The 20,008-nt window shown below is 66.9% G+C and carries 17 protein-coding genes and 1 pseudogene; 9 read left to right on the plus strand and 9 right to left on the minus strand.

Annotated elements, in window-relative coordinates; all coding sequences use genetic code 11:
* The first annotated feature begins 10 nt into the window (after positions 1–10).
* Positions 11–646 (plus strand): hypothetical protein, encoded by a 636-nt coding sequence (locus tag AB0F41_RS05900; protein WP_357421573.1) that lies wholly within the window; start codon positions 11–13, stop codon positions 644–646.
* A 15-nt stretch (positions 647–661) separates the two neighbouring features.
* On the opposite strand, the gene AB0F41_RS05905 is transcribed toward AB0F41_RS05900, so the two are convergent.
* Positions 662–1,837 carry a pyridoxal phosphate-dependent aminotransferase gene (locus tag AB0F41_RS05905; RefSeq protein ID WP_357421574.1) on the minus strand — a complete coding sequence of 392 codons (1,176 nt, stop codon included), beginning with the start codon at positions 1,835–1,837 and terminating at the stop codon, positions 662–664.
* A gap of 271 nt (positions 1,838–2,108) precedes the next feature.
* Between AB0F41_RS05905 and AB0F41_RS05910 the strand changes: the two genes are divergently transcribed.
* Both AB0F41_RS05910 and AB0F41_RS05915 read left to right on the plus strand, forming a co-directional pair.
* Entirely contained in the window at positions 2,109–3,278 is a 1,170-nt protein-coding gene (locus AB0F41_RS05910) for a hypothetical protein (RefSeq protein WP_357421575.1), read from the plus strand.
* A 320-nt stretch (positions 3,279–3,598) separates the two neighbouring features.
* The gene (locus tag AB0F41_RS05915; protein ID WP_357421576.1) at positions 3,599–5,059 is read left to right on the plus strand and encodes an aminotransferase class V-fold PLP-dependent enzyme; all 1,461 of its coding nucleotides are present in this window, start codon (positions 3,599–3,601) and stop codon (positions 5,057–5,059) included.
* A 488-nt stretch (positions 5,060–5,547) separates the two neighbouring features.
* On the opposite strand, the gene AB0F41_RS05920 is transcribed toward AB0F41_RS05915, so the two are convergent.
* The 3 genes from AB0F41_RS05920 to AB0F41_RS05930 form a co-directional block, all read right to left on the minus strand.
* Positions 5,548–6,549 (minus strand): hypothetical protein, encoded by a 1,002-nt coding sequence (locus tag AB0F41_RS05920; protein WP_357421577.1) that lies wholly within the window; start codon positions 6,547–6,549, stop codon positions 5,548–5,550.
* 492 nt (positions 6,550–7,041) lie between these two features.
* Entirely contained in the window at positions 7,042–8,361 is a 1,320-nt protein-coding gene (locus tag AB0F41_RS05925) for an alpha/beta hydrolase (RefSeq protein ID WP_357421578.1), read from the minus strand.
* A gap of 281 nt (positions 8,362–8,642) precedes the next feature.
* On the minus strand, positions 8,643–9,296 hold the full coding sequence (locus tag AB0F41_RS05930; protein ID WP_357421579.1) for a hypothetical protein: 654 nt from the start codon (positions 9,294–9,296) through the stop codon (positions 8,643–8,645).
* Positions 9,297–9,416: 120 nt separating this feature from the next.
* Between AB0F41_RS05930 and AB0F41_RS05935 the strand changes: the two genes are divergently transcribed.
* The 4 genes from AB0F41_RS05935 to AB0F41_RS05950 all read left to right on the plus strand — a co-directional run bounded on the left by AB0F41_RS05935 (position 9,417) and on the right by AB0F41_RS05950 (position 14,485).
* Positions 9,417–10,022, plus strand: coding sequence for a TetR/AcrR family transcriptional regulator (locus AB0F41_RS05935; RefSeq protein ID WP_357421580.1), 606 nt, complete (start codon positions 9,417–9,419; stop codon positions 10,020–10,022).
* Positions 10,023–10,377: 355 nt separating this feature from the next.
* Positions 10,378–11,856 carry an alpha/beta fold hydrolase gene (locus tag AB0F41_RS05940; RefSeq protein ID WP_357421581.1) on the plus strand — a complete coding sequence of 493 codons (1,479 nt, stop codon included), beginning with the start codon at positions 10,378–10,380 and terminating at the stop codon, positions 11,854–11,856.
* A 169-nt stretch (positions 11,857–12,025) separates the two neighbouring features.
* Positions 12,026–13,141 (plus strand): metallophosphoesterase, encoded by a 1,116-nt coding sequence (locus AB0F41_RS05945; protein WP_357421582.1) that lies wholly within the window; start codon positions 12,026–12,028, stop codon positions 13,139–13,141.
* A gap of 156 nt (positions 13,142–13,297) precedes the next feature.
* Positions 13,298–14,485, plus strand: a complete 1,188-nt coding sequence (locus AB0F41_RS05950) for an SGNH/GDSL hydrolase family protein (protein WP_357421583.1) — start codon at positions 13,298–13,300, stop codon at positions 14,483–14,485.
* Positions 14,486–14,722: 237 nt separating this feature from the next.
* Here AB0F41_RS05950 and AB0F41_RS05955 read toward each other — a convergent pair whose 3' ends face one another.
* Positions 14,723–15,937: a phospholipase D-like domain-containing protein gene (locus AB0F41_RS05955; RefSeq protein ID WP_357421584.1), complete on the minus strand. Its 1,215-nt coding sequence runs from the start codon at positions 15,935–15,937 to the stop codon at positions 14,723–14,725.
* A gap of 487 nt (positions 15,938–16,424) precedes the next feature.
* On the opposite strand from AB0F41_RS05955, the pseudogene AB0F41_RS05960 reads away from it, so the two are divergent.
* Positions 16,425–16,940 (plus strand): annotated as a pseudogene (locus AB0F41_RS05960) (hypothetical protein); the annotation flags it as partial.
* Between the two features lie 108 nt (positions 16,941–17,048).
* On the opposite strand, the gene AB0F41_RS05965 reads toward AB0F41_RS05960, so the two are convergent.
* Positions 17,049–17,408: an Rv2640c family ArsR-like transcriptional regulator gene (locus AB0F41_RS05965; RefSeq protein WP_357421585.1), complete on the minus strand. Its 360-nt coding sequence runs from the start codon at positions 17,406–17,408 to the stop codon at positions 17,049–17,051.
* Between the two features lie 96 nt (positions 17,409–17,504).
* On the opposite strand from AB0F41_RS05965, the gene AB0F41_RS05970 reads away from it, so the two are divergent.
* Positions 17,505–17,984 (plus strand): ArsI/CadI family heavy metal resistance metalloenzyme, encoded by a 480-nt coding sequence (locus AB0F41_RS05970; protein ID WP_357421586.1) that lies wholly within the window; start codon positions 17,505–17,507, stop codon positions 17,982–17,984.
* A gap of 9 nt (positions 17,985–17,993) precedes the next feature.
* Here AB0F41_RS05970 and AB0F41_RS05975 read toward each other — a convergent pair whose 3' ends face one another.
* Genes AB0F41_RS05975 through AB0F41_RS05985 form a run of 3 tightly spaced genes read right to left on the minus strand, consistent with a single transcriptional unit; the run spans position 17,994 to position 19,878 of the window.
* On the minus strand, positions 17,994–18,410 hold the full coding sequence (locus tag AB0F41_RS05975) for an arsenate reductase ArsC (protein ID WP_357421587.1): 417 nt from the start codon (positions 18,408–18,410) through the stop codon (positions 17,994–17,996).
* Positions 18,407–19,504 carry an ACR3 family arsenite efflux transporter gene (gene arsB / locus AB0F41_RS05980; RefSeq protein ID WP_357421588.1) on the minus strand — a complete coding sequence of 366 codons (1,098 nt, stop codon included), beginning with the start codon at positions 19,502–19,504 and terminating at the stop codon, positions 18,407–18,409. Before arsB ends, AB0F41_RS05975 begins: the two co-directional genes overlap by 4 nt.
* Positions 19,501–19,878 (minus strand): metalloregulator ArsR/SmtB family transcription factor, encoded by a 378-nt coding sequence (locus AB0F41_RS05985; RefSeq protein ID WP_357421589.1) that lies wholly within the window; start codon positions 19,876–19,878, stop codon positions 19,501–19,503. Before AB0F41_RS05985 ends, arsB begins: the two co-directional genes overlap by 4 nt.
* Positions 19,879–20,008: the final 130 nt, after the last annotated feature.

A 20,008-nucleotide genomic window follows, 5' to 3' on the forward strand; every position in this document is an offset into this window, starting at 1 on the left:
GGAGACCGTGATGACCCGATCGACCACCCAGGCCCCGCCGACCGAGCGGACCGTCGATACCGACCCGGCCACCGGCGAACCCGCCGCGGACGCCGCGCTTCCCGATGCGGATACGGAAATGACTGCTGCGGAAGTGGATTCGGCCGGTCCGGGGCGATCTGGCCGAAGGCTGCGCAACCGCCTGCTGTCCGGCGCTGTCGTGGTCGCGCTGGTGCTCACCTCTGGTCTTTCCGCGATCCTCGGCTGGCAATGGCTCGACCGGCGCGCGATCGACGGTGCGGCGCAGGCCGCGCTCGCGGCGGCTCAGCAGTACGCCGTCACACTGACCAGCATCGACGCCGCGCGTATCGACGCGGATTTCGCGGCCATCGACGCCGGTGCCACCGGCGAGTTCAAGAAGATGTACGCCGAGTCGGCGCAGAATCTGCGCCCACTGCTGGTGGAGGCGCGGTCGGTCAGCAAAGGACGGGTCACTGCCGCCAGTATCCGGTCCGCGTCCCGGGACCGGGTGGTGATCATGCTGTTCGTCGACGCCGAGGTCGGCAACACCACCACCGCGGTGCCCCGGATCGACCGCAACCGCATCATCATGACCATGTACGAGGTCGATGGGCGCTGGCTCGCCGGCGAAGTGGAACTCCTGTGAACGACCCCGGCGCTGTCAGCCGGCTGCGGTCGATCGCAGCCGGCGCACCGCCTCGTCGAGCGTCTCGGGTCGTTTGCAGAAGGTGAACCGGACCAGATGCCGCCACGGTGCGGGATCGTCGGTGAACACGCTCATCGGTACCGCCGCCACCCCCACCCGCCCCGGCAGTTCGCGGCAGAACCGCATTCCGTCCGTCGCGCCGAACGGCCGGATATCGGCGCAGAAGAAATAACTGCCGGCACTGGGGTGGACCCCGAAACCCGTCTCGGCCAGCGCGGCGGACAGACGTAGCCGTTCGGCGGACAAGCGGTCGCGCAGCCCCGTGACCCACTCCATCTCGTGCGTCAGGGCGTGTGCGACAGCGGGCTGGAACGGTCCGCCACCGACGAAGGTGAGGAACTGTTTGGCGGCGAGTGCGCCGGCGATCAGCTCGGCGGGCCCGCATATCCAGCCGATCTTCCAGCCGGTGACGCTGAACGTCTTGGCGGCGCTGGACACCACGAGGGTCCGCTCGGCCATCCCGGGCAGGGTCGCGATACTGATGTGCTCGGCATCGTCGTACACCAGATGCTCGTACACCTCGTCGGTCAGCACCAGCAGATCGTGTTCCCGGGCGATATCGGCGATCGCCGTCAGATCCGCGCGGTCCAGGACCGTGCCGGTGGGGTTGTGCGGTGAGTTGAGCACGATCATCCGCGTCGCCGGGGTCACCGCGTCGCGCAGGCTGTCGTGGTCGAGGACGAAACGGTCGCCCTCGGCGACCAGTCGCGCCGTCCGGCGGTGGGCGCCGGCGAGCGCGATCGCGGCGGGGTAGGAATCGTAGAACGGCTCGATCAGGACCACCTCCGCGCCCGGCTCCACCAGCCCGAGCACCGCGGCGCTGACCGCCTCGGTGGCCCCCACGGTGACCAGCACCTCGGTCTCGGGGTCGTAGGCGGTGCCGTATCGGCGTGCGCGGTCCGCGGCGATCGCCCGCCGCAGTACCGGCATCCCGCGACCCGGCGGGTACTGATTGAGTCCGTCCGCGATCGCCTTCCGTGCCACCTCGAGCATTCCGGCGGGTCCGTCGCTGTCCGGGAATCCCTGGCCGAGGTTGACCGCCTCGTGCCGGACGGCCAATTCGGTCATCTCGGCGAATACGGTGGAGGCGAACGGCCGCAATCGGGCGACGGTGGGAGGGTCGGCGGGCATGGGCACGAGCCTAGACGCGCCGGTCCGGGGTCTATGGGCTCGGTCCGGTGGCGTCGTTCGGGTCGCGACGTATCGGGTGGCACCGGTCCGCCGTCCGGGGCATCGACCGGCTGTCGTCGGAATACGCTGTCGACGAAGGCGACGAACCGACGGGCATGGTGAGGAGTGAGGTGACCCCTGGATGTGTTGCCGGGCGCGGGCCCGGTGATCCGCCCGACGCGGCGACGCCTGTGGACCGCGCCCGGCCGTCGCGGGTACCGGATGGCCGCCGGTGAGCGGGTGGTCGCGGCGCCGGGGAGTCCGGCCGGCCGCGGTGCTCCTGCTGCTGGTGGTGGTGCTGTGCGCCGGATACCTGGCCGTCGTCGGGGTACTGCGTTACCGGGTCCTGGAGCTCCCGCGGCCGGATGGCGGTCATCCCGTCGGGCGGGCTTTGACCGATGTGCCCGCGGGCACACCGGACCCGGACGAGCCGCGCCGGGCGGTATGGCTCTGGTATCCGGCCGATCCCGCCGGGCATCAGGGCCCCGCCGTGGCGTACGCCCCCGCGGGCTGGCGTGCGGGCGCTCTCCCGCCGGCCCTCGGACGTGGATGGTTCGTGCAGGATATGGATCGGGTCCGCTCGTGGGCTCGTGACGAGTCCGCGCCGGCGCCCGGAATCCGGCCGCTGATCGCGCTGGCTCCCGGATACGGCACCGCGCCCTGGATGTACACGACACTCGGCGAAGACCTGGCGAGTCGCGGGTATATCGTCGCGCTGCTGGTGCCCACGACGACGCCGTCGCGCGTGGTCGACGGTGAACAGCGGACGACTCCGCCCGGCGGGCAGCCCGAACCCGAGGAGATCGATCGGCTGTCGGTGGATCAGGCCGCCGATATGACCGCGATGGTTGCCGCGCTGACGGCCGAACGAGTCGGCCCGATCGGCGGGCACATCGACCCCGGCCGCGTGGTCCTGGGCGGCCATTCGCTGGGTGGAATGGCGGCGGCCCTCGCCTGCGAACAGATGGATCGGTGCGCCGGATCCGTCAATCTGGACGGTCCGCAACCCGCACCACCGGCCGGAGACCGGGCGCCGCGGTTGCTCATCGCCTCGGATCACAGCTGCGCCGTCGCCGTACCCTGTGACGCCCAGGGTGCCTCCGCCGCCCGGGTGGACTGGCTGGTCGAACGGCACCGGCGTTCGATCCCGGACTGGGAGGTCGGGGTGGCCGGGGCGGGCCACAATTCCTTCGGCGACACCCCGTTCTACTTCACGGCGCCCCCGGTGAACGACCTGGCCGGTACGGGCGATATTCCGGCGGACCGGATGCGGACCGTCACGACCACCGTGCTGGCCGCGGCCGCCGCCGATCTCCTGGCCACCGGCGCGCCGCCCCCGCTCCCGGATCTGCTGGCCGAGCTCCCCGAGCTGGAACCACTTCCGGAGGCCCCGGCCTCCTAGCTCGAGTTCTAACCTCTGAGCTGCTGTTTTGTGGAGTTTCTGCGGGGACCTTTCGACGCGACGACGCCCGGTGATGCGCCCATTTCGGTCGCCACACCGCCGGGGCGGGAGTATGCATGCCGAGGAACCCCGGTCTGGTTGACCTCGATGGCGCGCCGGTAGCGCTCCACCGAGGTCTCGGTAATGGTTTCCGCGCGGCCGGACTTCCCACACTCGGCAACGTGAGCCGTGGCAGCGGGGGCAGTTTTACGCGAGTCTGATGCGGCAGTCGCCGGATATGAACAGTTCCCGGCCGGCAGTGCCGAAGACAGGAGTCGCACGTGAATACGAGCCGAGAGCAGACGGTCGCCGACTCGGCGGAATTCCTGGCTGCTCACCCCGACTACGAGACCACCGGCACCTTGGATCTGCTGCGCAGCACCGAGTACCGGTACCTGGACGACGGTGGCGTGGTGTATCTCGACTTCGCCGGCGCCGGGCTCGCCGCGACCGCCCAGCACCGGGCCCACGAAGCCAGGCTGGCCGAACAGTGCTTCGGCAACCCGCATTCGGAGAATCCGACCTCCCGGGCGGCCACCGATTCGGTCGAGCAGGCCCGCCGCGCGGTGCTGGCGCATCTCAATGCCGACCCCGGGGAATACTGTGCGATCTTCACCGCCAACGCCTCCGCGGCCTGCCGCCTGGTGGGCGAGGCGTATCCGTTCGCCCGCGGTTCGCGATACATCGTGACCGCCGATAATCACAACTCCGTGGTCGGCGTCCGCGAATTCGCCCGTGCACGCGGTGGGCGGGTGGTGTACGTGCCAATCGACACACCCGACTTGCGTACAACCGACGAAGCGGTCGACGCTGCGCTGCGCCCTCGCCGCTTCACCGCCACCGGACGTCGCGGATTGTTCGCGTATCCGGCACAGAGCAATTTCACCGGCGTGCAGCACCCCCTGGACTGGGTGGAACTCGCGCACCGACGCGGCTACGACGTACTACTGGACGCCGCCGCCTACCTCCCGGCCAACGCACTCGACCTGAGCGTGGTGAAGCCGGATTTCGTCCCGATCAGCTGGTACAAGCTGTTCGGCTACCCCACCGGCGTCGGCTGCCTCGTCGCGCGCCGGTCCGCGCTGGCCGGGCTGCGCCGGCCGTGGTTCGCGGGCGGCACGATAGCCGCGGCGAGCCTGCAGGGCAACTGGCACGTCGGGGCCGACGACGAGTCGGCGTTCGAGGACGGGACGCTGAACTTCCTGTCCATCCCGGACGTGACATTCGGTCTCGGCTGGCTGCGCGACATCGGCATCGATACGGTGCGCCGCCGCGTCACCTGCCTCACAGGCCGGCTGCTGGACCGACTGAGCTCGCTGCAACACGACAACGGGGCGCCGATGATCCGCATCTACGGTCCGGTGGACACCGCGCGCCGCGGGGGCACCGTCACGTTCAACTTCCTCGACCCGGAAGGCGTCGTCGTCGATGAGCGCCTGATCGCCGCCGAATCGGCGGCAGCCGGTATCTCCTTGCGTACCGGCTGTTTCTGTAACCCCGGGGCGGGTGAGGCCGCCTTCGGGATCAGCCTGCCGGTCCTGAGCCGCCTCTTCCGGACGCGCATGGCCACGATGGAGGAATACATCGCGGCACTGGGTCTGCCCAGCGGCGGTGCGATCCGGGTCTCCTTCGGTCCTGTCTCCAACTTCGCGGATCTGCAGTACTTTCTGCGGTTCGCGGAGAACACGTACCGCAACCGCTTCGCCACGCAGCAAGGACTGCGGCCACGGGAACGCTGCTGACCGGGTAGTACGGCCGGCCCGCTCGGGCGATCGGCCCCTTGTTCCGCGCTGGAACAGGTCGCAACGGTCAGGTCGCATGATCGGCGATGTTGTTGTGCAGTGGGGACAAATAAGCCATTCCGAAATGTGGCGTGCGCACCAACTTCGGAAAATGTCCGGTGAATTCGTCGTCGAGAACAAGTCGCGCCAGTAGGAATACTCGCCTCGAGGCGCATCCGACAAGACATTTCGCCGACAGCTCGCCCCTGATACGTGATCAAAGGCGCCACGTATCAGTCGAACGGAATGCCGCTTTGCGCGTATTGATGTCCATCCGCCGCCCCGGGTCTCGGCCCGCAAACTACGCCACCACCGATAACACCCGGATCGCGAACAAATTCGAGTGCTTCGGTGACGGCCTGGTATTGCCCGACTCCCGGTATCTGTGTGCCTGCGCCGGCCGCGGGGGCGGTCGACCGCCCCCGCATCCCCGCCGCGGGAACGGAACCTCAGCCCGCCGTATGGAGAACGAAGCCCTCGAGGGTGGTCAGCGTCTCCGCGCGGTTGTCCCGGTGCCGCAGGCAATATCTGGTGGGATACCAGCCCGGTTTCTGCCAGGCCTGCGGCTGCTTGATATCGACGCAGGTATCCGCCATACGGTTGGTGCGCAGGGCCTCGTACTGAGACAGGTCCACCATCGGCTCGAGGAAGGTGACCTCGCCGTTCCAGCTTCCGTAGATGAACGTGCTGGTGAAAGGGGCACCGTTCAGTTCCGGAGTGGCCGAGTCGATCAGGTGCTGACCCATACCCGGCTCGATCGCGTCGAGGTCGACGTAGTCCGGGTGCCGGTACTTCGGGTCGGGCAGCGCCTTGCCGAGCCGGTAGTCGTCGCAGTGGGTGAGCTGCAGGCACGACCCGGGCCGGATCGCCAGCCGCTCGGCATTGTCGTTCAGGTAGAAGTGGACATCGAAATGCGGTGTGTCCCAGATACCGGCCGGGACGTGCCCGTGCGGATTCCAGTTGGCCAGCACGTAGGTGTACGGAATGTCCGCACGCGCGGCGAACGAGTCGTTCAGCGGCAACACCGTCTCGTGCCCACCGGCGCATTCGCCGTGGTCTGCCACCTCCCCGTCTTCGTCCTTGTCGTGACACCAGAGGCGGCCCGACGGCGGTTCATAGGGCAGGGCGTCGTAGACGCTGTCCTCGGCTGCCAGCCCTATCGCCAGTGGTTTACCCGACTCGTCGCTCTGTGAGAAGGCGGTGATCCGACCTCCGCCGAGGGGCATGCTCGTACCGTATTCGGCGCAGGGGCCGAGATAGGACCGGGTTGCGGTGAGCAAGCCGGAGATCTCGGATTCGGCGACCCGGCGGCTGATCTCCTGACCCGGAGTTCCCCCGGTCACCTCGCAGACTGTGACGAGATCCGCGGCTTCGGTATCCACCGGCGAGTCGGGCTCGCTCGACAGCGGTGACACCATCAGCCAGGCGACCAGCACGATCGCGGTCAGCATTGCGAACAGTAGTAGCCCCCGACTGCGCCGGATATTTCCGAACTTACCCGTACCTGCAGCATTCTTCGACACAATCCAACCCACTTCCGAGCAGCGGTAAAGATTTTCGACATGCGCGGATGATTCACTCGATCCGGGCCCGAGCGGACCGCACCGAGAAAGCTTCGGCCGCTCGACAACTGAAATCCATTACCGCCTTACCGATACGCAGTTACCATACAACTGCCACGGCCTCGGCGCATCGGCTCCGGAAATCTCGCACAGCTTCCCGGAATAGCCGTCGCCGCGCACCCGGATGCCCTGAATTCATCTGAGTGACATTTCCGTCGTGTACAGGTCGCGCGTTACAGCGGGTCTATCTCGCCGAAGGTGTTTCCGGCGGTTTCTCTCAGTAGGTTCGAGCGTCGGGCCGGCGCGGTCGGCGAGGGTGACGCCGATCGCGGCATGGATGGGCCGGGACGACCAGGCTTGCGCCACCGGACATCTGTCGTTTCACTGGGCCTCGCACGTCGTATCGTGCTCGGGCAGTATGCCGTCGACCAGGTAGCTCGTGGTGATTTCTCGTGCACAGGCATTGTTTCCGAGGATGTAGCCCCCGTGTCCGCTCCCGTCGATGCCGAGTAGTCGAGATCGGTCGCCGAACTTGTCGTTGAGCAGCTCGCCACCACGCATCGGCGTGACCGGGTCGCGCTGGTTTTGCACGATCAGGACGTTGGCGGGCCCGTCGGGGTTGACGGCGACGGGCGGCTCGGCGGGTTCATGGGGCCAGTAGGAGCAGGGCGTGATGTTGGCGGCCGCGGCGCCGAAGAGCGGGTATTTCGCGCGATCCTCGGTGACGGCCCGCTGGTAAGTGCCTATATCCTCCGGCCATTGGACGTCGTTGCAGGTGACCGCGAGGAAGACCGACCACATATTGTCGTGCGGCGACGGGGCCGGAGCGGGTGCCGGCGTATCGGTCGCGGACCCGGCGTTCTCGGAGTCGAGCAGCGATTTCCATGCTTGCGCTGTCGGTTCGTAGGAAGCCTCGTTGTAGAGCGATACGAAGGTGTTCAGCCGGAACCGGCCGCCGTTCATCCCGTCGGCCGGGGTGTGGTCGAGCCGCCGCGCCAGATCCAGGTAGGTCCGGCGTACTTCCTGCGGCGTGCGGCCGAGACCGTAGTGATCGTGCCGGGCCGCGGCCCACGCGGCGAAATCCGGGAAGGTTTGTTCCATGCCCAAGGCGTACCTGCGTAACCCGTCGCGATCGAGATGCGTATCGCCGTAGTTGCTGTCGAGCACGATCCGGTCGGTGGTCTCGGGAAACATCGAGGCGTATGCGGCGCCCAGCGACGCACCGTAGGAGTAGCCCAGGTAACTGGCTTTCTCCTCGCCGACCGCGGCTCGGATGCGATCCAGATCGCGCGCCATGTTCGCGGTCGTCACATGAGGTAGGCGCCCCGTGTTGTCGTGGGCCGCGCACCGCTGCGCCACCTGACCGGCGGCTTCGGCCTGGGTGGCGACCGCCGCATCGTCGACAGCGTAAGGCGGAATGTTTCCTTCGTAGCCGTCGCCTTCGGTGAACCCGCAGCTGATCGGCGCCGAGTGTCCGATTCCCCTGGTGTCCATACCGATCAGGTCGTATCGGTCCAGTACGCCGCGGGGCAGCCCGCGAGCGGCGAGCATCGTCGAGAATCCCAGCCCGGACCCGCCCGGCCCACCGGGGTTGAGTAGCAGTACGCCGCGTCGCTGCTGTGGTTCGGAACTGGGCAGCCGCGAGATCATGAGGTCGATCTGGGCGCCGTCGGAGTCGCGATAGTCCAGCGGAACCGGCACCGTCGCACACTGCAACTGCGGCGAGTCGCCCGAAACATCGGGCGGACATGGCCCCCATTCCACGGCCGGGCGGGCGGGAGCAGGCGTCAGAGGTTCCTGACCGGCCGGGGCCGGCCCGTGGGAGCATCCGGCTGCGACAAGTGACAGGCAGAGTGCTGCCGTGAGGGTGATCGATCGCTGCGATCGGGATTCCACGCGATCCTCCTGGTGGCTTGGTTCGGTCACGCCCGTCGGTGCGCTGGTGACATCAGGCGTTGTCGATGTGCGGGGGCGGCGGATGGTCAGTTCATCGCGCCGTCCAGTAGCCGGTTGTGCTGCAGCCGAAGGGCTCGCTCCGTGCCGGCGACGACGGCCGCGAGGGCGAGCGCGGCGTTGAGCCACCACGGCAGGCCGATCGGCGAGCTGATACTGCCGATGGACTCCGCGATCGGGGGAATCGCGGATACGGCTTCGATGATCTGCATCAAGAGAAGCAGGGCACCGATGAGGAGCATGCTCAGCGAGATGAAGCCGATGGTCCTGCTCAGTGCCGGGTGGTTCCGGTCGAGGCGAGCGCGGCGTCCTTCTCCCGATCGAGGGTCCGGCGTGAGCTGTGATTCGATTCCGTCGGCGGCGACGTAGTGACAGCGCTTGATTCCGAAGCTGCTCATCGCTACTTGGATCGTGCCGCCTTCGACAGGAAAGGCGGCGGGCAGCTTCGATCGGGCGTGCTGCCTGTTGTCGCGATACAGATCCGCGGTCACAGTGCCCGAGCCCTGGTTCTGCCAGTGCCGGACATCCACGGCATACACCACCTCGGGGCCATCACCCTGCCGCAGCGGCAGATAGAACAGGGCCCGCCCGGGTAGCTGCCACCACCGGAACCGCGCCAATGGGCGTCCATCGCCGCTCATGACGCGTTTCGCCGCCCGGCGGCGCCGCCACTCGTCCAACACGAATACCCCTCCACTGTCGAGTCCGACCCGCGTCCAACACGCTGTACTATTGCGGGATGAACCACGGTAACACACCGTGCTAGTACGGTGTGTTACCAACGAGAGAGGAGGGTCGAGGCGGTGGAAGACGACCAGGAAGGCGGCTCCAGGGCCAGGGTTCTCCGGGCGGCGTGCGACATGATCGCCGAGGACGCGGCAGCAACTCTGAGTGTTCGGACGGTCGCCGCACGTGCGGGTGTGAGCACCGGGTCACTGCGCTATCACTTCCCGACTCAGCGCGCGCTTCGCGACGCGGTACTCGAGACCATCTACGACGTGGTTGCCTCCGACGATCAGGTCATCCACGACCGGTCGGTGCCCGCCCGCGATCGACTGGTCCGGTGCCTGCGGCAAGTGCTCGCGCCCGAAGTCGGCACGCAAGCGCGCGAAGCCTGGCGCCGGGTCTTCGATGCCTTCATCGCCGCCGAGCCCGGCCCCGAGGCCCGCGCCGCCTACCTCGCCATGGAAAACGAAGGCAGGCGCCGCGTCGAACATTGGCTGACGACCCTCGCCGGAGAGGGTGCCCTGACCGCGGACCACATCGCGCGGCATACGCGGTTTCTGAATACCGTCCTGAACGGACTCGCCATCGAAAGAGCGCTGCCCGCCGAAGACTCCATCCTCCACACCGAAACCGAAACCCTCTACACCGCCGTCGACGCGGTCCTCGGCTCCCCCGGCCGATAGGGGAATCCCACCTCGGTCGCAGTGTCGAGATGCTGCCCGATCGCCGACTTGTAGCCGTGGCGAATCGGAGGACCCATGCACGGCGCGGCGTCCCCCGGAGAGCACACGGATGCGACCCAGAACGATAGGGTGCAGAGGTGAATCGGAAGCTCTTCCCATGAGGGGCTGCTCTTCCGGGGTCGCAGCCGCCGTATCCCATCGAACACGATAGGTCTGTTCGAATGTGCGCGAGATACGGACCGTTGTCGGCGTATGGACCGGAGCCCTCGAGAATTCAGTGCCGTCGGAGTGGGACATTCGACAGAGAGGGCCGCGAGATTTGATGCCGACATGGTGGGCCAGGTGGTCTGCGCTGGTGATCGCACTGGCAGTCGCACTTCCCGCGGGGCCGGTGAGCGCCGATCCGGGCGACGACATCGGTGATGGGTTGGCACGGTTCTATCACCAGCAGTTGGTCTGGAAGCCGTGCGATGATCCGGTTCTGGATACTTCAGGGGCACAGTGCGCGGGTGTCGTCGTGCCGCTCGACTACAGCCGTCCGGACCACCGGACGCTGACGGTCATGATTTCACGTATCCCGGCTACGGATCCGGCCCGTCGGCGCGGAATCATGATGTCCAACCCCGGCGGTCCCGGCGGCCCGGGCCTGGGTCTGCTGGCCGGTGCACGGCAGCCCTTCACACCGGAAGTGCGGGCCCGCTACGACCTGATCGGGATGGATCCGCGGGGGATAGGCCGGTCGGATCGGGTGCACTGTGGGCTGCCGCTACCCACCATGGTGTTCTCGGCGGGCTTCGATGTTTTCGGCTACGCGCGGGATACCACCCTGGCCGCCGCCTTGGCGGCCTCATGTCTGGCATCCGATCCAGAGAAGGCCCGCTACATCACCACCCGCAACACAGCCCGGGATATGGATGTCGTCCGGGGCATCTTCGGTGAACGCGCGCTCAGCTATTACGGCAGCTCCTACGGTACCTACCTGGGAACGGTGTATACGCAGATGTTCCCCCGGCACAGTGACCGGATCGTGCTCGACAGCGCGATCGATCCGGACCGCTACTGGATCGGGATCTACCAGGACATGGGCGCCGCCAACGAGGCCGGACTGGACGATTGGGCGAACTGGGCCGCCCGCCACGATGCCGACTACCACTTCGGCAGCACCGGGCCGCAGGTCCGTGCGTTCGTCGAGGATCTGATCCGCCGCGCCGCCGCTCGCCCGATCTTCGCGGACGGTGATCTCTTGGATGAACACGTCGTGCCACTGATGCTGCTGGCGTTCCTGTCGAACCCGAAGCTGAACGCCGACCTCGCCGACGTTGTACGCATCATTGCCGACGGCCTGTCCGGCCTGCCGATCGATACGCAAGGATTGAAGGCGAAGGTCACCGGTGCCGTCCCCTTGGAAACCCCGGGTATGGCCGCTGTCCTGTGCGGTGACAAGGCGGCGCCTCGGGATCCCGCCTGGTACTACCGCAACATCGAACGTGTCCGGGCCACCCAGCCGGTGTTCGGCGCATTCGCCAACAACATCACCGCCTGCGCCTTCTGGCCGGACCCGGTAGAGCCTCCCACCGAAGTGCGCAACTCCACGCCGGCGCTGATCCTGCAGGCAACCGGTGACACCCGCGCCGCCTATCCGGAAGGCGTTGCGATGCACCGGGCGCTGACCGGATCACGAATGGTCACCTTGGCCGATACCCGTATCCACGGCACCTTCCGCAACGGTCTGAGCCCCTGTCTGAACGATATCGTCAATACCTACTTGAGCGGCGGCGTCCTCCCCGCAGCCGATGTCACCTGTCAACCCGCCTCCAGCTACTTCCCGGACTGACCGGTGCGAGCCATCGCTACAGGTGCACGGGGCCGGTGCGCCGCCGTGATCGTCGGATCGCCTCGAGAACTGAATTAGGATCGCGGTGGTGAGCACTCCGTTGCCAGACACCGCGGTCCGATCGGATTCGCGTACTCGACCCAGACCTCTGCGCGCACTTGCGATCACTATGACGATCGTCTCCGTGCTGCTGGTCCTCTTCGCCGTCCCGTGGTGGACGCTGGTGATGTCCGGAACTCAGTGGCCGGCATCCGTGGTCGCGCTGGGGACAGCGGTCTTCGTGGTCACTCTCGTGGCTCTACCCGTGACACTGGTATTGAGCCACGGCCGCCGCCATCTCGACTGGGCGGGAGTGATCGGTGATTCCATCCTGGGAATCGTCTGGGTACTCTTCGCGTGGTCGGTGATCGGCACGGCAGCTCGGCTGGTGCTCGGCTTCGTGGGCGTGGAGGACCCCGTTCGCTCACGTTGGGTGGCCACCGCCGTCGTTGTGGTGACCGTAGTTCTCCTGATCTGGGGCAATCGGGAGGCCATGCGTATTCCCCGGATCGCGCACGTGGACGTCACCCTGCCCCGACTCGGCCGGGGCCTGGACGGTATCCGGATCGTCGCCGTCACCGATACACATTTCGGTCCTGTCGATCGGACGAAGTGGTCGCTCGGAGTCGCTGCGGCGGTGAACGAACTACGTCCCGATATCGTGGCCCATGTCGGTGATATCGCCGATGGCCCCGTGGCGCAACGACGTGGGCAGGCGGCCCCGCTCGCCACCATGGACGCCGAGCTCGCCAAGGTCTATGTCACCGGCAATCACGAGTACCTCGGAGACGCGCAGGGCTGGCTCGACCACATGGATTCGATCGGCTGGAAAACCCTGCACAACGCGCATATTGTCGTCGAGCGCGGCGGCGACCGCCTCGTAGTTGCCGGCGTCGACGACGCTACTGCGAAGTCGGCGGAACCGAGTGGTCACGGCGCGGACTTCGCCGCTGCCCTGGCGGGAGTCGATCCCGGGCTTCCGGTGCTCATGCTCGCGCATCAGCCGAAGCAGGTTTTCGAGTCCGCGGCGGCCGGTGTCGACCTGCAGATCGCCGGCCATACCCACGGTGGGCAGATCTGGCCGTTCAACTTCCTGGTCCGCCTCGATCAACCCGCGGTGCACGGGCTGAGCCGACATGGTGCACGGACCCAGCTGTACACCAGCAGGGGCTCGGGTTTCTGGGGTCCGCCGTTCCGTATCTTCGCGCCCAGTGAGATCACGGTGATAACGCTTCGTTCCGCTTGACGTCAGCGGGCATTTCAGGGCCGGGTCAGCGAAATATCCGGGCGGGCACGTGCCGCCGAGCGGCGGCAGAAGGCCGATGCTCGAAGTAGCCCTCGGCACCCGTTGGTCTGTTCCCGGGCGGCGCCTGCTTTCATGGGTTCGACGAGGAGGCCGACAATGACAACGCCCAGTTCCGCGCGTGTGCTGCGGAATCACCCCATCGGTGCCGAACTCGTACGCGGTGCTGCCGAGTTGGAGCGGACCGAGCGCGGGTGGCTTTCGCATCGGCTCCCCGCGGCGGCCCGCGCGCAGTGCGACGACCCTCGGCTGGCGGCTGCGGAGGCGCAACCGTCGGGAGTGCGCCTGGTGTTCCGGACCTGCTCGACGGTGGTCGAGGTCGACCTGCTGCGGACCCGCAGCTCCCTCGTCGGCGTACCGGATCGGCCGGATGGCACGGTGGATCTGCGGATTGCTGGGAAGCTGGCCGGTCGCGCGACTACCAGCGGAGGCGACGTGGTGCGCACCGATATGGTCTCGGGGATGACCGAATGGCAGCGTGGTCGCGTCGGCACTGTGCGGTTCGCCGGATTGCCCTCGCGGGAAAAGGTCGTCGAGATCTGGTTGCCGCACTACGAGCGCATCGAGCTCGTCGCGTTGCGGACCGACGACACGGTTCTGCCCGTTCCCGCGGGAGAACGCCGCGTGTGGTTGCACCACGGCAGCTCGATCAGCCAGGGATCCAATGCCGCGAGCCCGAGTACCACCTGGGCCGCACTGGCCGCAGCGCTCGGAGGTGTCGAACTGGTGAACCTCGGGCTGTCCGGCAGCGCGATGCTCGACCCGTTCACCGCACGCGCGATGCGCGATACGGCGGCCGACCTCCTCAGCGTCGGGATCGGCATCAATCTGGTCAACGCCGATGTCATGCGATTACGCGCGTTCGGCCCCGCGGTCCACGGGTTCCTGGACACCATCCGTGACGGGCACCCCGACACGCCGCTACTCGTCATCGGCCCGATTCATTGTCCGATCCACGAAAACACCCCGGGGCCGGGGTCGTTCGACACGGACGCCTTGCGTGCGGGTGAAGTCCGGTTCGTCGCGACAGGCGACCCTGCGGACGTCGCGCACGGCAGCCTTACCCTGTCGGTGGTCCGTGACCGGCTTGCCGACATCATCAAGGATCGGAAAACCTACGACCCCCACCTGCATTACCTCGACGGTCGCGATCTCTACGGAGCCGGCGACAACGCCGAACATCCCCTTCCCGACAACCTGCACCCCGACGCAGCGACGCATGAACTGATCGGTGCACGCTTCGCCCACCTGGCCTTCACGGCGCCCGGAGTGTTCGGTTCCAGCTGAGGGGCGAGTGGCAGGACCCTTTCCCAGTGGCCACACCGGGAGCCACCCCGAGCGCCGGTCCGCACCGGGAGACGCTGGAAGCCGGGGTCCGGATCTGCAGCGCGTGGCCACCGCCCAACTGCGGGACCACCGGACTGCCCGGCCGGGATCACGGACGAGGCGCCGTGGCTGTTCGATCGTGCCCGGCGCGGTGCCGACCCCGGCGGCGCGAGTGGATGGACCCGCATCCGTTGCGGATCAGAGGTAGCGCCGGATCGGCTGAACGATCAGTTCCCGGATGCGCTGCAAGGCCGAGCGCTGCTGCCACCGCTTCGGCTGGATGGACTCGCCGGCGCTCTTGTCGTCGTCGAAATGTAAGTCCAGCGTGGCGGTGAACTCGCTGTCGAGGACGACGAGCATGATTTCTTCGTCGTGTTCCATCGATCGCCGGTTGAAGTTCGTCGAGCCGACCAGTGCCGCGATGCCGTCCACCGTCATGATCTTGGCGTGCATCATCGTCGGCTGGTACTGGAAGATACGAACCCCGCAGGCGAGCAGTTCGTCGTAGAAGTGCTGGCCGGCCAGCTGGCAGACGCGTTTGTCGGTGTACCGGCCGGGTAGCAGGATTTCGATTTCCACCCCACGTCGCGCCGCCGCGCAGAGCAGGTCGATGAAGTACGCGTCCGGGGCGAAGTAGGCCGTGGTCAGGCGCAGTCGTGTCTCGGCGGATTCGATGACGACCCGCAGCAGTGTCTGCATATCCTGCCAGCCGAAGCTGGCCGATCCGCGCACAACCTGGACGGTCGCATCTCCGTAGGATTGCTGCGGGGTGAACCGGTCGTGTCGGTCGAAGAGTTCGACGTGGCATTCCGCCCAGTTCTGGGCGAATGCCGCGGCGATCCCATCCACCGCGGGCCCCCTCAGGCGCACATGGGTGTCGCGCCATTCGTGCTCGTTGCGGGCATTCCCGGTCCACTCCGCGGCGATACCCACGCCACCGGTGAACGCCAGGCCCTCATCGATGATCAACGCTTTTCGGTGGCACCGGTGGTTCTGTTTGAGCGGAGACAGAAACAGCGGTTTACGGAACCACGCGATCTGGACCCCGGCTCGTTCCATCCCATCCAGCAGGTCCTTTTCGATTGTCCGGCTGCCGAAACCATCCAGGAGCAGACGCACCCGAACACCGGCTTCGGCGCGTGCGGCCAGGGCTTCGGCGAACCGGCGCGCGATATCGCCCTGCCAATAGACGAATGTCATCATATCGACGGTGTGCCGGGCCGCGCCGATGGCGTTCAGCATCGCAGGAAAGATCTCGTCGCCATTGCGCAGGGCGATCAGCTCATTGCCTTCTGTGGCCGCTACGCCGACGAGACGCTCCAGCCGCCTGCGCATCCGGACAGCGTGTTCAGCGGGCGCCGCGGGCTCTGTTTTCGATGATGTGGGCGTGGGCAGATCATGGATGCCGGTCATGGAGACTCCTCTGCCCTGCGGGCGGCGACGGGTTTTCGAGTACATCGAGGGCGCCTGTGATCAGCCGCAGTGCTCGGGGGAAATCCTTCAGTGGTGGGCTGTATGGATGTCGACCTCGCCGGTGGCGGTGACGATGGCCGGTTCGCACATCGACGTAGTACTGACGATGAGACCGCGTTGCCGCTGACAGGACACAGTGACAGCCTTTCCTGCAAGGTACGACGCGTACCCGAACCCCACAAGGCAGGATCCGCGAACTCGCGATGCACGCGACAGCGCGCATCGTCCGCCGGACATCACCGCGGACCGAGGCATCAGAGCTCGATCGCGGCACACTGCAAGGCTGTGTCGTCAACCAGTGCAAGATCGATAACGATAATAGCGGCCTCTACCAGAGCGACAGTCGGGGCACCGATGGCCGGGACTACCGGGTTCGGCAGCCGGTGGGCGCAGGCACGACCTAGTACGCGCCGGCCTTCACGCTCCGGTGCGCACCGCCCGGCAGATCGCCCGCTTCGACTTCCCCGACACCGAACTCGACTGTGAAGTGCTGGCCGCCTACCATCCCGAGCGCTATCCCATCGAGGGGTTGGGCAGCGCCTGCCGCAATCCTTTCCGGAGCATTCTGGTGCGCGCGGTGGAGGTCGTCTACGCGATGGGAGAGGCGTTGACGCTCATCGCCGGCTACCGGCGACCCGTTCGCGCGGCGGTACCCGCGCGGCCGCGCGCCGGGACGGATCACGGGGTGAGCGAGGCGCCACGCGGTCTGCTCTGTCACCGCTACGACATCGGTGTGGACGGGCTCGTGAGCGCCGCCGAGATCATTCCGCCGACCTCGCAGAATCAGGCGGCGATGGAGGAGGATCTGCGGCGAGTGGTGGCCGCCGATCTCGACCTCTCCGACGCGACCCTGACCGCCCTCTGTGAGCGAACGATTCGCAACCACGATCCGTGTATCTCCTGTTCGGCGCACTTCCTGACACTCGACGTGGTGGGGCGATGACGAGATCGCGAGTGGTCGTCATCGGCATGGGCACCGGATTGCGCTGCGACGACGGGATCGGTCCGGTGGTGGCATCGCTCATCCGGGATCACCCGGTGCCGGCCGCCTTCAGCGGCAGCAGTTCGGGTCGAGGACGACGCACAAAGCGGAGAGGGCATCCCGGTGGGCGCGATGAACGACGTTCATGCCGTGGCGCTCGGATTGCACCAGCCCGGCTTTGCGGAGCTGGCCGAGGTGGTGGCTGACGGTGGATTCGGTGAGGCCGACCGCGGCGGCGAGGTCGCTGCCGTTCGCGCCGGTGACCGGGCTGGCCAGTAGTAGCGACATGAGCTTCACACGCACCGGGTCGGCGAGGGCTTTGAGCCGGAGGGCCACGTGCAGGGCTGCTTCGTCGTCGACCGGGCCGGCGGCCACGGGGGCGCAGCAGACGGGGGCGGTCATATCGATGACCGGCAACGCTTTGGGCATGGTCCCGATCCTATCCAATGAATTGACATATGTCGAAAAGGTGGCACACTCGTCCATATCAGCTCTTCGATATATGTAACATAACTGGAGGTCGTCATGTCTCGTGTGCAGCTCGCTCTGAATGTCGATGATCTGGACGCCGCGGTCGGGTTCTATTCGACCCTGTTCGGCGCGCAGCCCGCGAAGCGCAAGCCGGGGTATGCGAATTTCGCGATCGACGAACCGCCGTTGAAGCTGGTGCTGATCGAGAATCCGGGTCAGGGCGGCAGCGTCAACCACCTCGGGGTGGAGGTCGAATCCTCGGAGAAGGTGCATGCCGAGATCGCGCGCCTGTCCGAGGCGGGGTTGTTCACCGAGGAGCAGATCGCGACCACATGCTGCTTCGCCACCCAGGACAAGGTGTGGGTGACCGGCCCGAGTCAGGAGCGGTGGGAGGTCTACACGGTCCTCGCCGATACCGAGAATTTCGGTGCGGCTCCGGTGTTCGCCGAGATGAGCGATGGTGAGGCAGTACAGGCGTGCTGCGGTACCGACGGCGGCCGATCCCGTCGGCCCCGCTCGAACTCTCCAGCGTGAGCCGGTTGCCTACGGTCGAGCGCGGTTGGGCACCAACTCGGAGATCAACGCTTCGACCCGGGCCCGGATCTCATCGCGGATCGGGCGCACCGCTTCCACATCCTTCCCGGCCGGGTCGGGCAGATCCCAGTCACGGTAACTGACCCCGGGGAACACCGGGCAGGTGTCACCGCAGCCCATGGTGATCACCACATCCGAGGCCTGCACCGCATCGGAGGTGAGGATCTTCGGGGCCTGGGTGGTGATGTCGATCCCGGCCTCGGACATGGCCTCGACCGCGGCGGGATTCAGAGTGTCGGCGGGTGCGCTACCCGCGGAGCGGACTTCGATCGCCCCGTTCGCGAGATGGGTGAGGAAGCCGGCGGCCATCTGGGACCGACCGGCATTGTGGACGCAGACGAACAGCACCGTCGGGGTTTCGCTCACCGGGTCACCGTTTCGGTGGAGCCGCCGACCCGGAACCGGTTTCGCAGTGCCAGCGACACATACACCAGCGCCACCAGCACCGGGACCTCGATCAATGGGCCCACCACACCGGCGAGGGCCTGGCCGGAAGTGGCCCCGTAGGTGGCGATCGCGACGGCGATGGCGAGCTCGAAGTTGTTGCCCGCCGCGGTGAACGCCAGTGTGGTGGTGCGCTCGTACCCGAGGCCCAGGACTGCGCCCAGCAGGTAACCGCCGCCCCACATGATCGCGAAATAGGCCAGCAGCGGCACCGCGATCCGCACGACATCGAGGGGCTGGGAGGTGATGCGGTCACCCTGCAGAGCGAACAGTACGACGATGGTGAACAGCAGCCCGTAGAGCGCCCACGGCCCGATTCGCGGGATCAGCACCGATTCGTACCAGTCCCGGCCCTTGGCCCGTTCACCGAACCGGCGGGTCAGAAATCCGGCGAGCAGTGGGATACCGAGGAAGATCAGCACCGACTTCGCGATCTCCCACGGAGAGGTGTCGATCGTGGCCTGCTCCAGGCCCAGCCATCCGGGCAGCACCGACAGGTAGAACCAGCCGAGAACGGCGAACATGATGACCTGGAAGATCGAGTTCAATGCCACCAGCACCGCGGCGGCTTCCCGGTCACCGCAGGCCAGGTCATTCCAGATGATGACCATCGCGATACACCGCGCCAAACCCACGATGATCAACCCGGTGCGGTATTCCGGCAGGTCCGGCAACAGCAGCCAGGCGAGGGCGAACATCAGCGCCGGCCCGAGCAGCCAGTTCAGCGCCAACGACCCGATGAGAAGCCGGCGGTCACCGGTTACGGTGTCGAGGCGGTCGTAGCGCACCTTGGCCAGCACCGGGTACATCATGACCAGCAGGCCGACCGCGATCGGCAGCGAGATCCCGTCGATCTCCACTGCCGCCAGCGCGTCCCCGACCCCGGGGATCAGCCGGCCCAGCAGCAGTCCGGCGGCCATCGCCACACCGATCCACACCGGCAGGAACCGGTCCAGCGTCGACAGTTTCGCGACGACACCCGGATGGTCGCCCGACGTGGTGGTCCCGGTGCTCACGCGCTCATCTCGGCGGCCGCGCCGCTCTCCAGCAGCAACGCATCCGACAGCTGTCGCAGGGCTCCCGGGACGACCCGGTAGTACACCCACGATGCCCGGCGCTCACTGGTCAACAGGCCCGCACCCCGCAACACCTTCAGGTGATGAGAGATCGTCGGCTGGGTCAGATCGATGCCCTCGGACAGATCGCACACACAGGCCTCCTGCCCGGACCGCGAGGCGATCGAGCTCAACAGCCGCAGCCGCACCGGATCCGACAACGCCTTGAACACCACCGCCAACTCCACCGCGGTCTCCGCGGACAACGGCTCCCGCACCCGCGGAGACGGGTTACATGCTTCGACCGGCGTCAACGGCAGCTGCGACTTAGACATGCATTGATATTGACAACTATCTATTCAGGACGCAAACGAACACCCGGTAAACAACCCTTCCCGGCTTCGCGCCGAGCAACCCGGTACCGGCAGGCCGTTGACGCGTCCGGCGGCGTCGGTCCTGGCAAAC

It is taken from the genome of Nocardia sp. NPDC024068, assembly GCF_040638875.1.
GTDB lineage: Bacteria > Actinomycetota > Actinomycetes > Mycobacteriales > Mycobacteriaceae > Nocardia.

Excerpts from the sequence above, each read along its gene's own strand:
- AB0F41_RS05905 (WP_357421574.1), bottom strand. The coding sequence starts at position 1,837 with ATGCCCGCCGACCCTCCCACCGTCGCCCGATTGCGGCCGTTCGCCTCC.
- AB0F41_RS05950 (WP_357421583.1), top strand. The coding sequence starts at position 13,298 with ATGACAACGCCCAGTTCCGCGCGTGTGCTGCGGAATCACCCCATCGGT.
- AB0F41_RS05900 (WP_357421573.1), top strand. The coding sequence starts at position 11 with ATGACCCGATCGACCACCCAGGCCCCGCCGACCGAGCGGACCGTCGAT.
- AB0F41_RS05970 (WP_357421586.1), top strand. The coding sequence starts at position 17,505 with ATGTCTCGTGTGCAGCTCGCTCTGAATGTCGATGATCTGGACGCCGCG.
- AB0F41_RS05955 (WP_357421584.1), bottom strand. The coding sequence starts at position 15,937 with ATGACCGGCATCCATGATCTGCCCACGCCCACATCATCGAAAACAGAG.
- AB0F41_RS05985 (WP_357421589.1), bottom strand. The coding sequence starts at position 19,878 with ATGTCTAAGTCGCAGCTGCCGTTGACGCCGGTCGAAGCATGTAACCCG.
- AB0F41_RS05920 (WP_357421577.1), bottom strand. The coding sequence starts at position 6,549 with ATGCTGACCGCGATCGTGCTGGTCGCCTGGCTGATGGTGTCACCGCTG.
- AB0F41_RS05965 (WP_357421585.1), bottom strand. The coding sequence starts at position 17,408 with ATGCCCAAAGCGTTGCCGGTCATCGATATGACCGCCCCCGTCTGCTGC.
- AB0F41_RS05945 (WP_357421582.1), top strand. The coding sequence starts at position 12,026 with ATGACGATCGTCTCCGTGCTGCTGGTCCTCTTCGCCGTCCCGTGGTGG.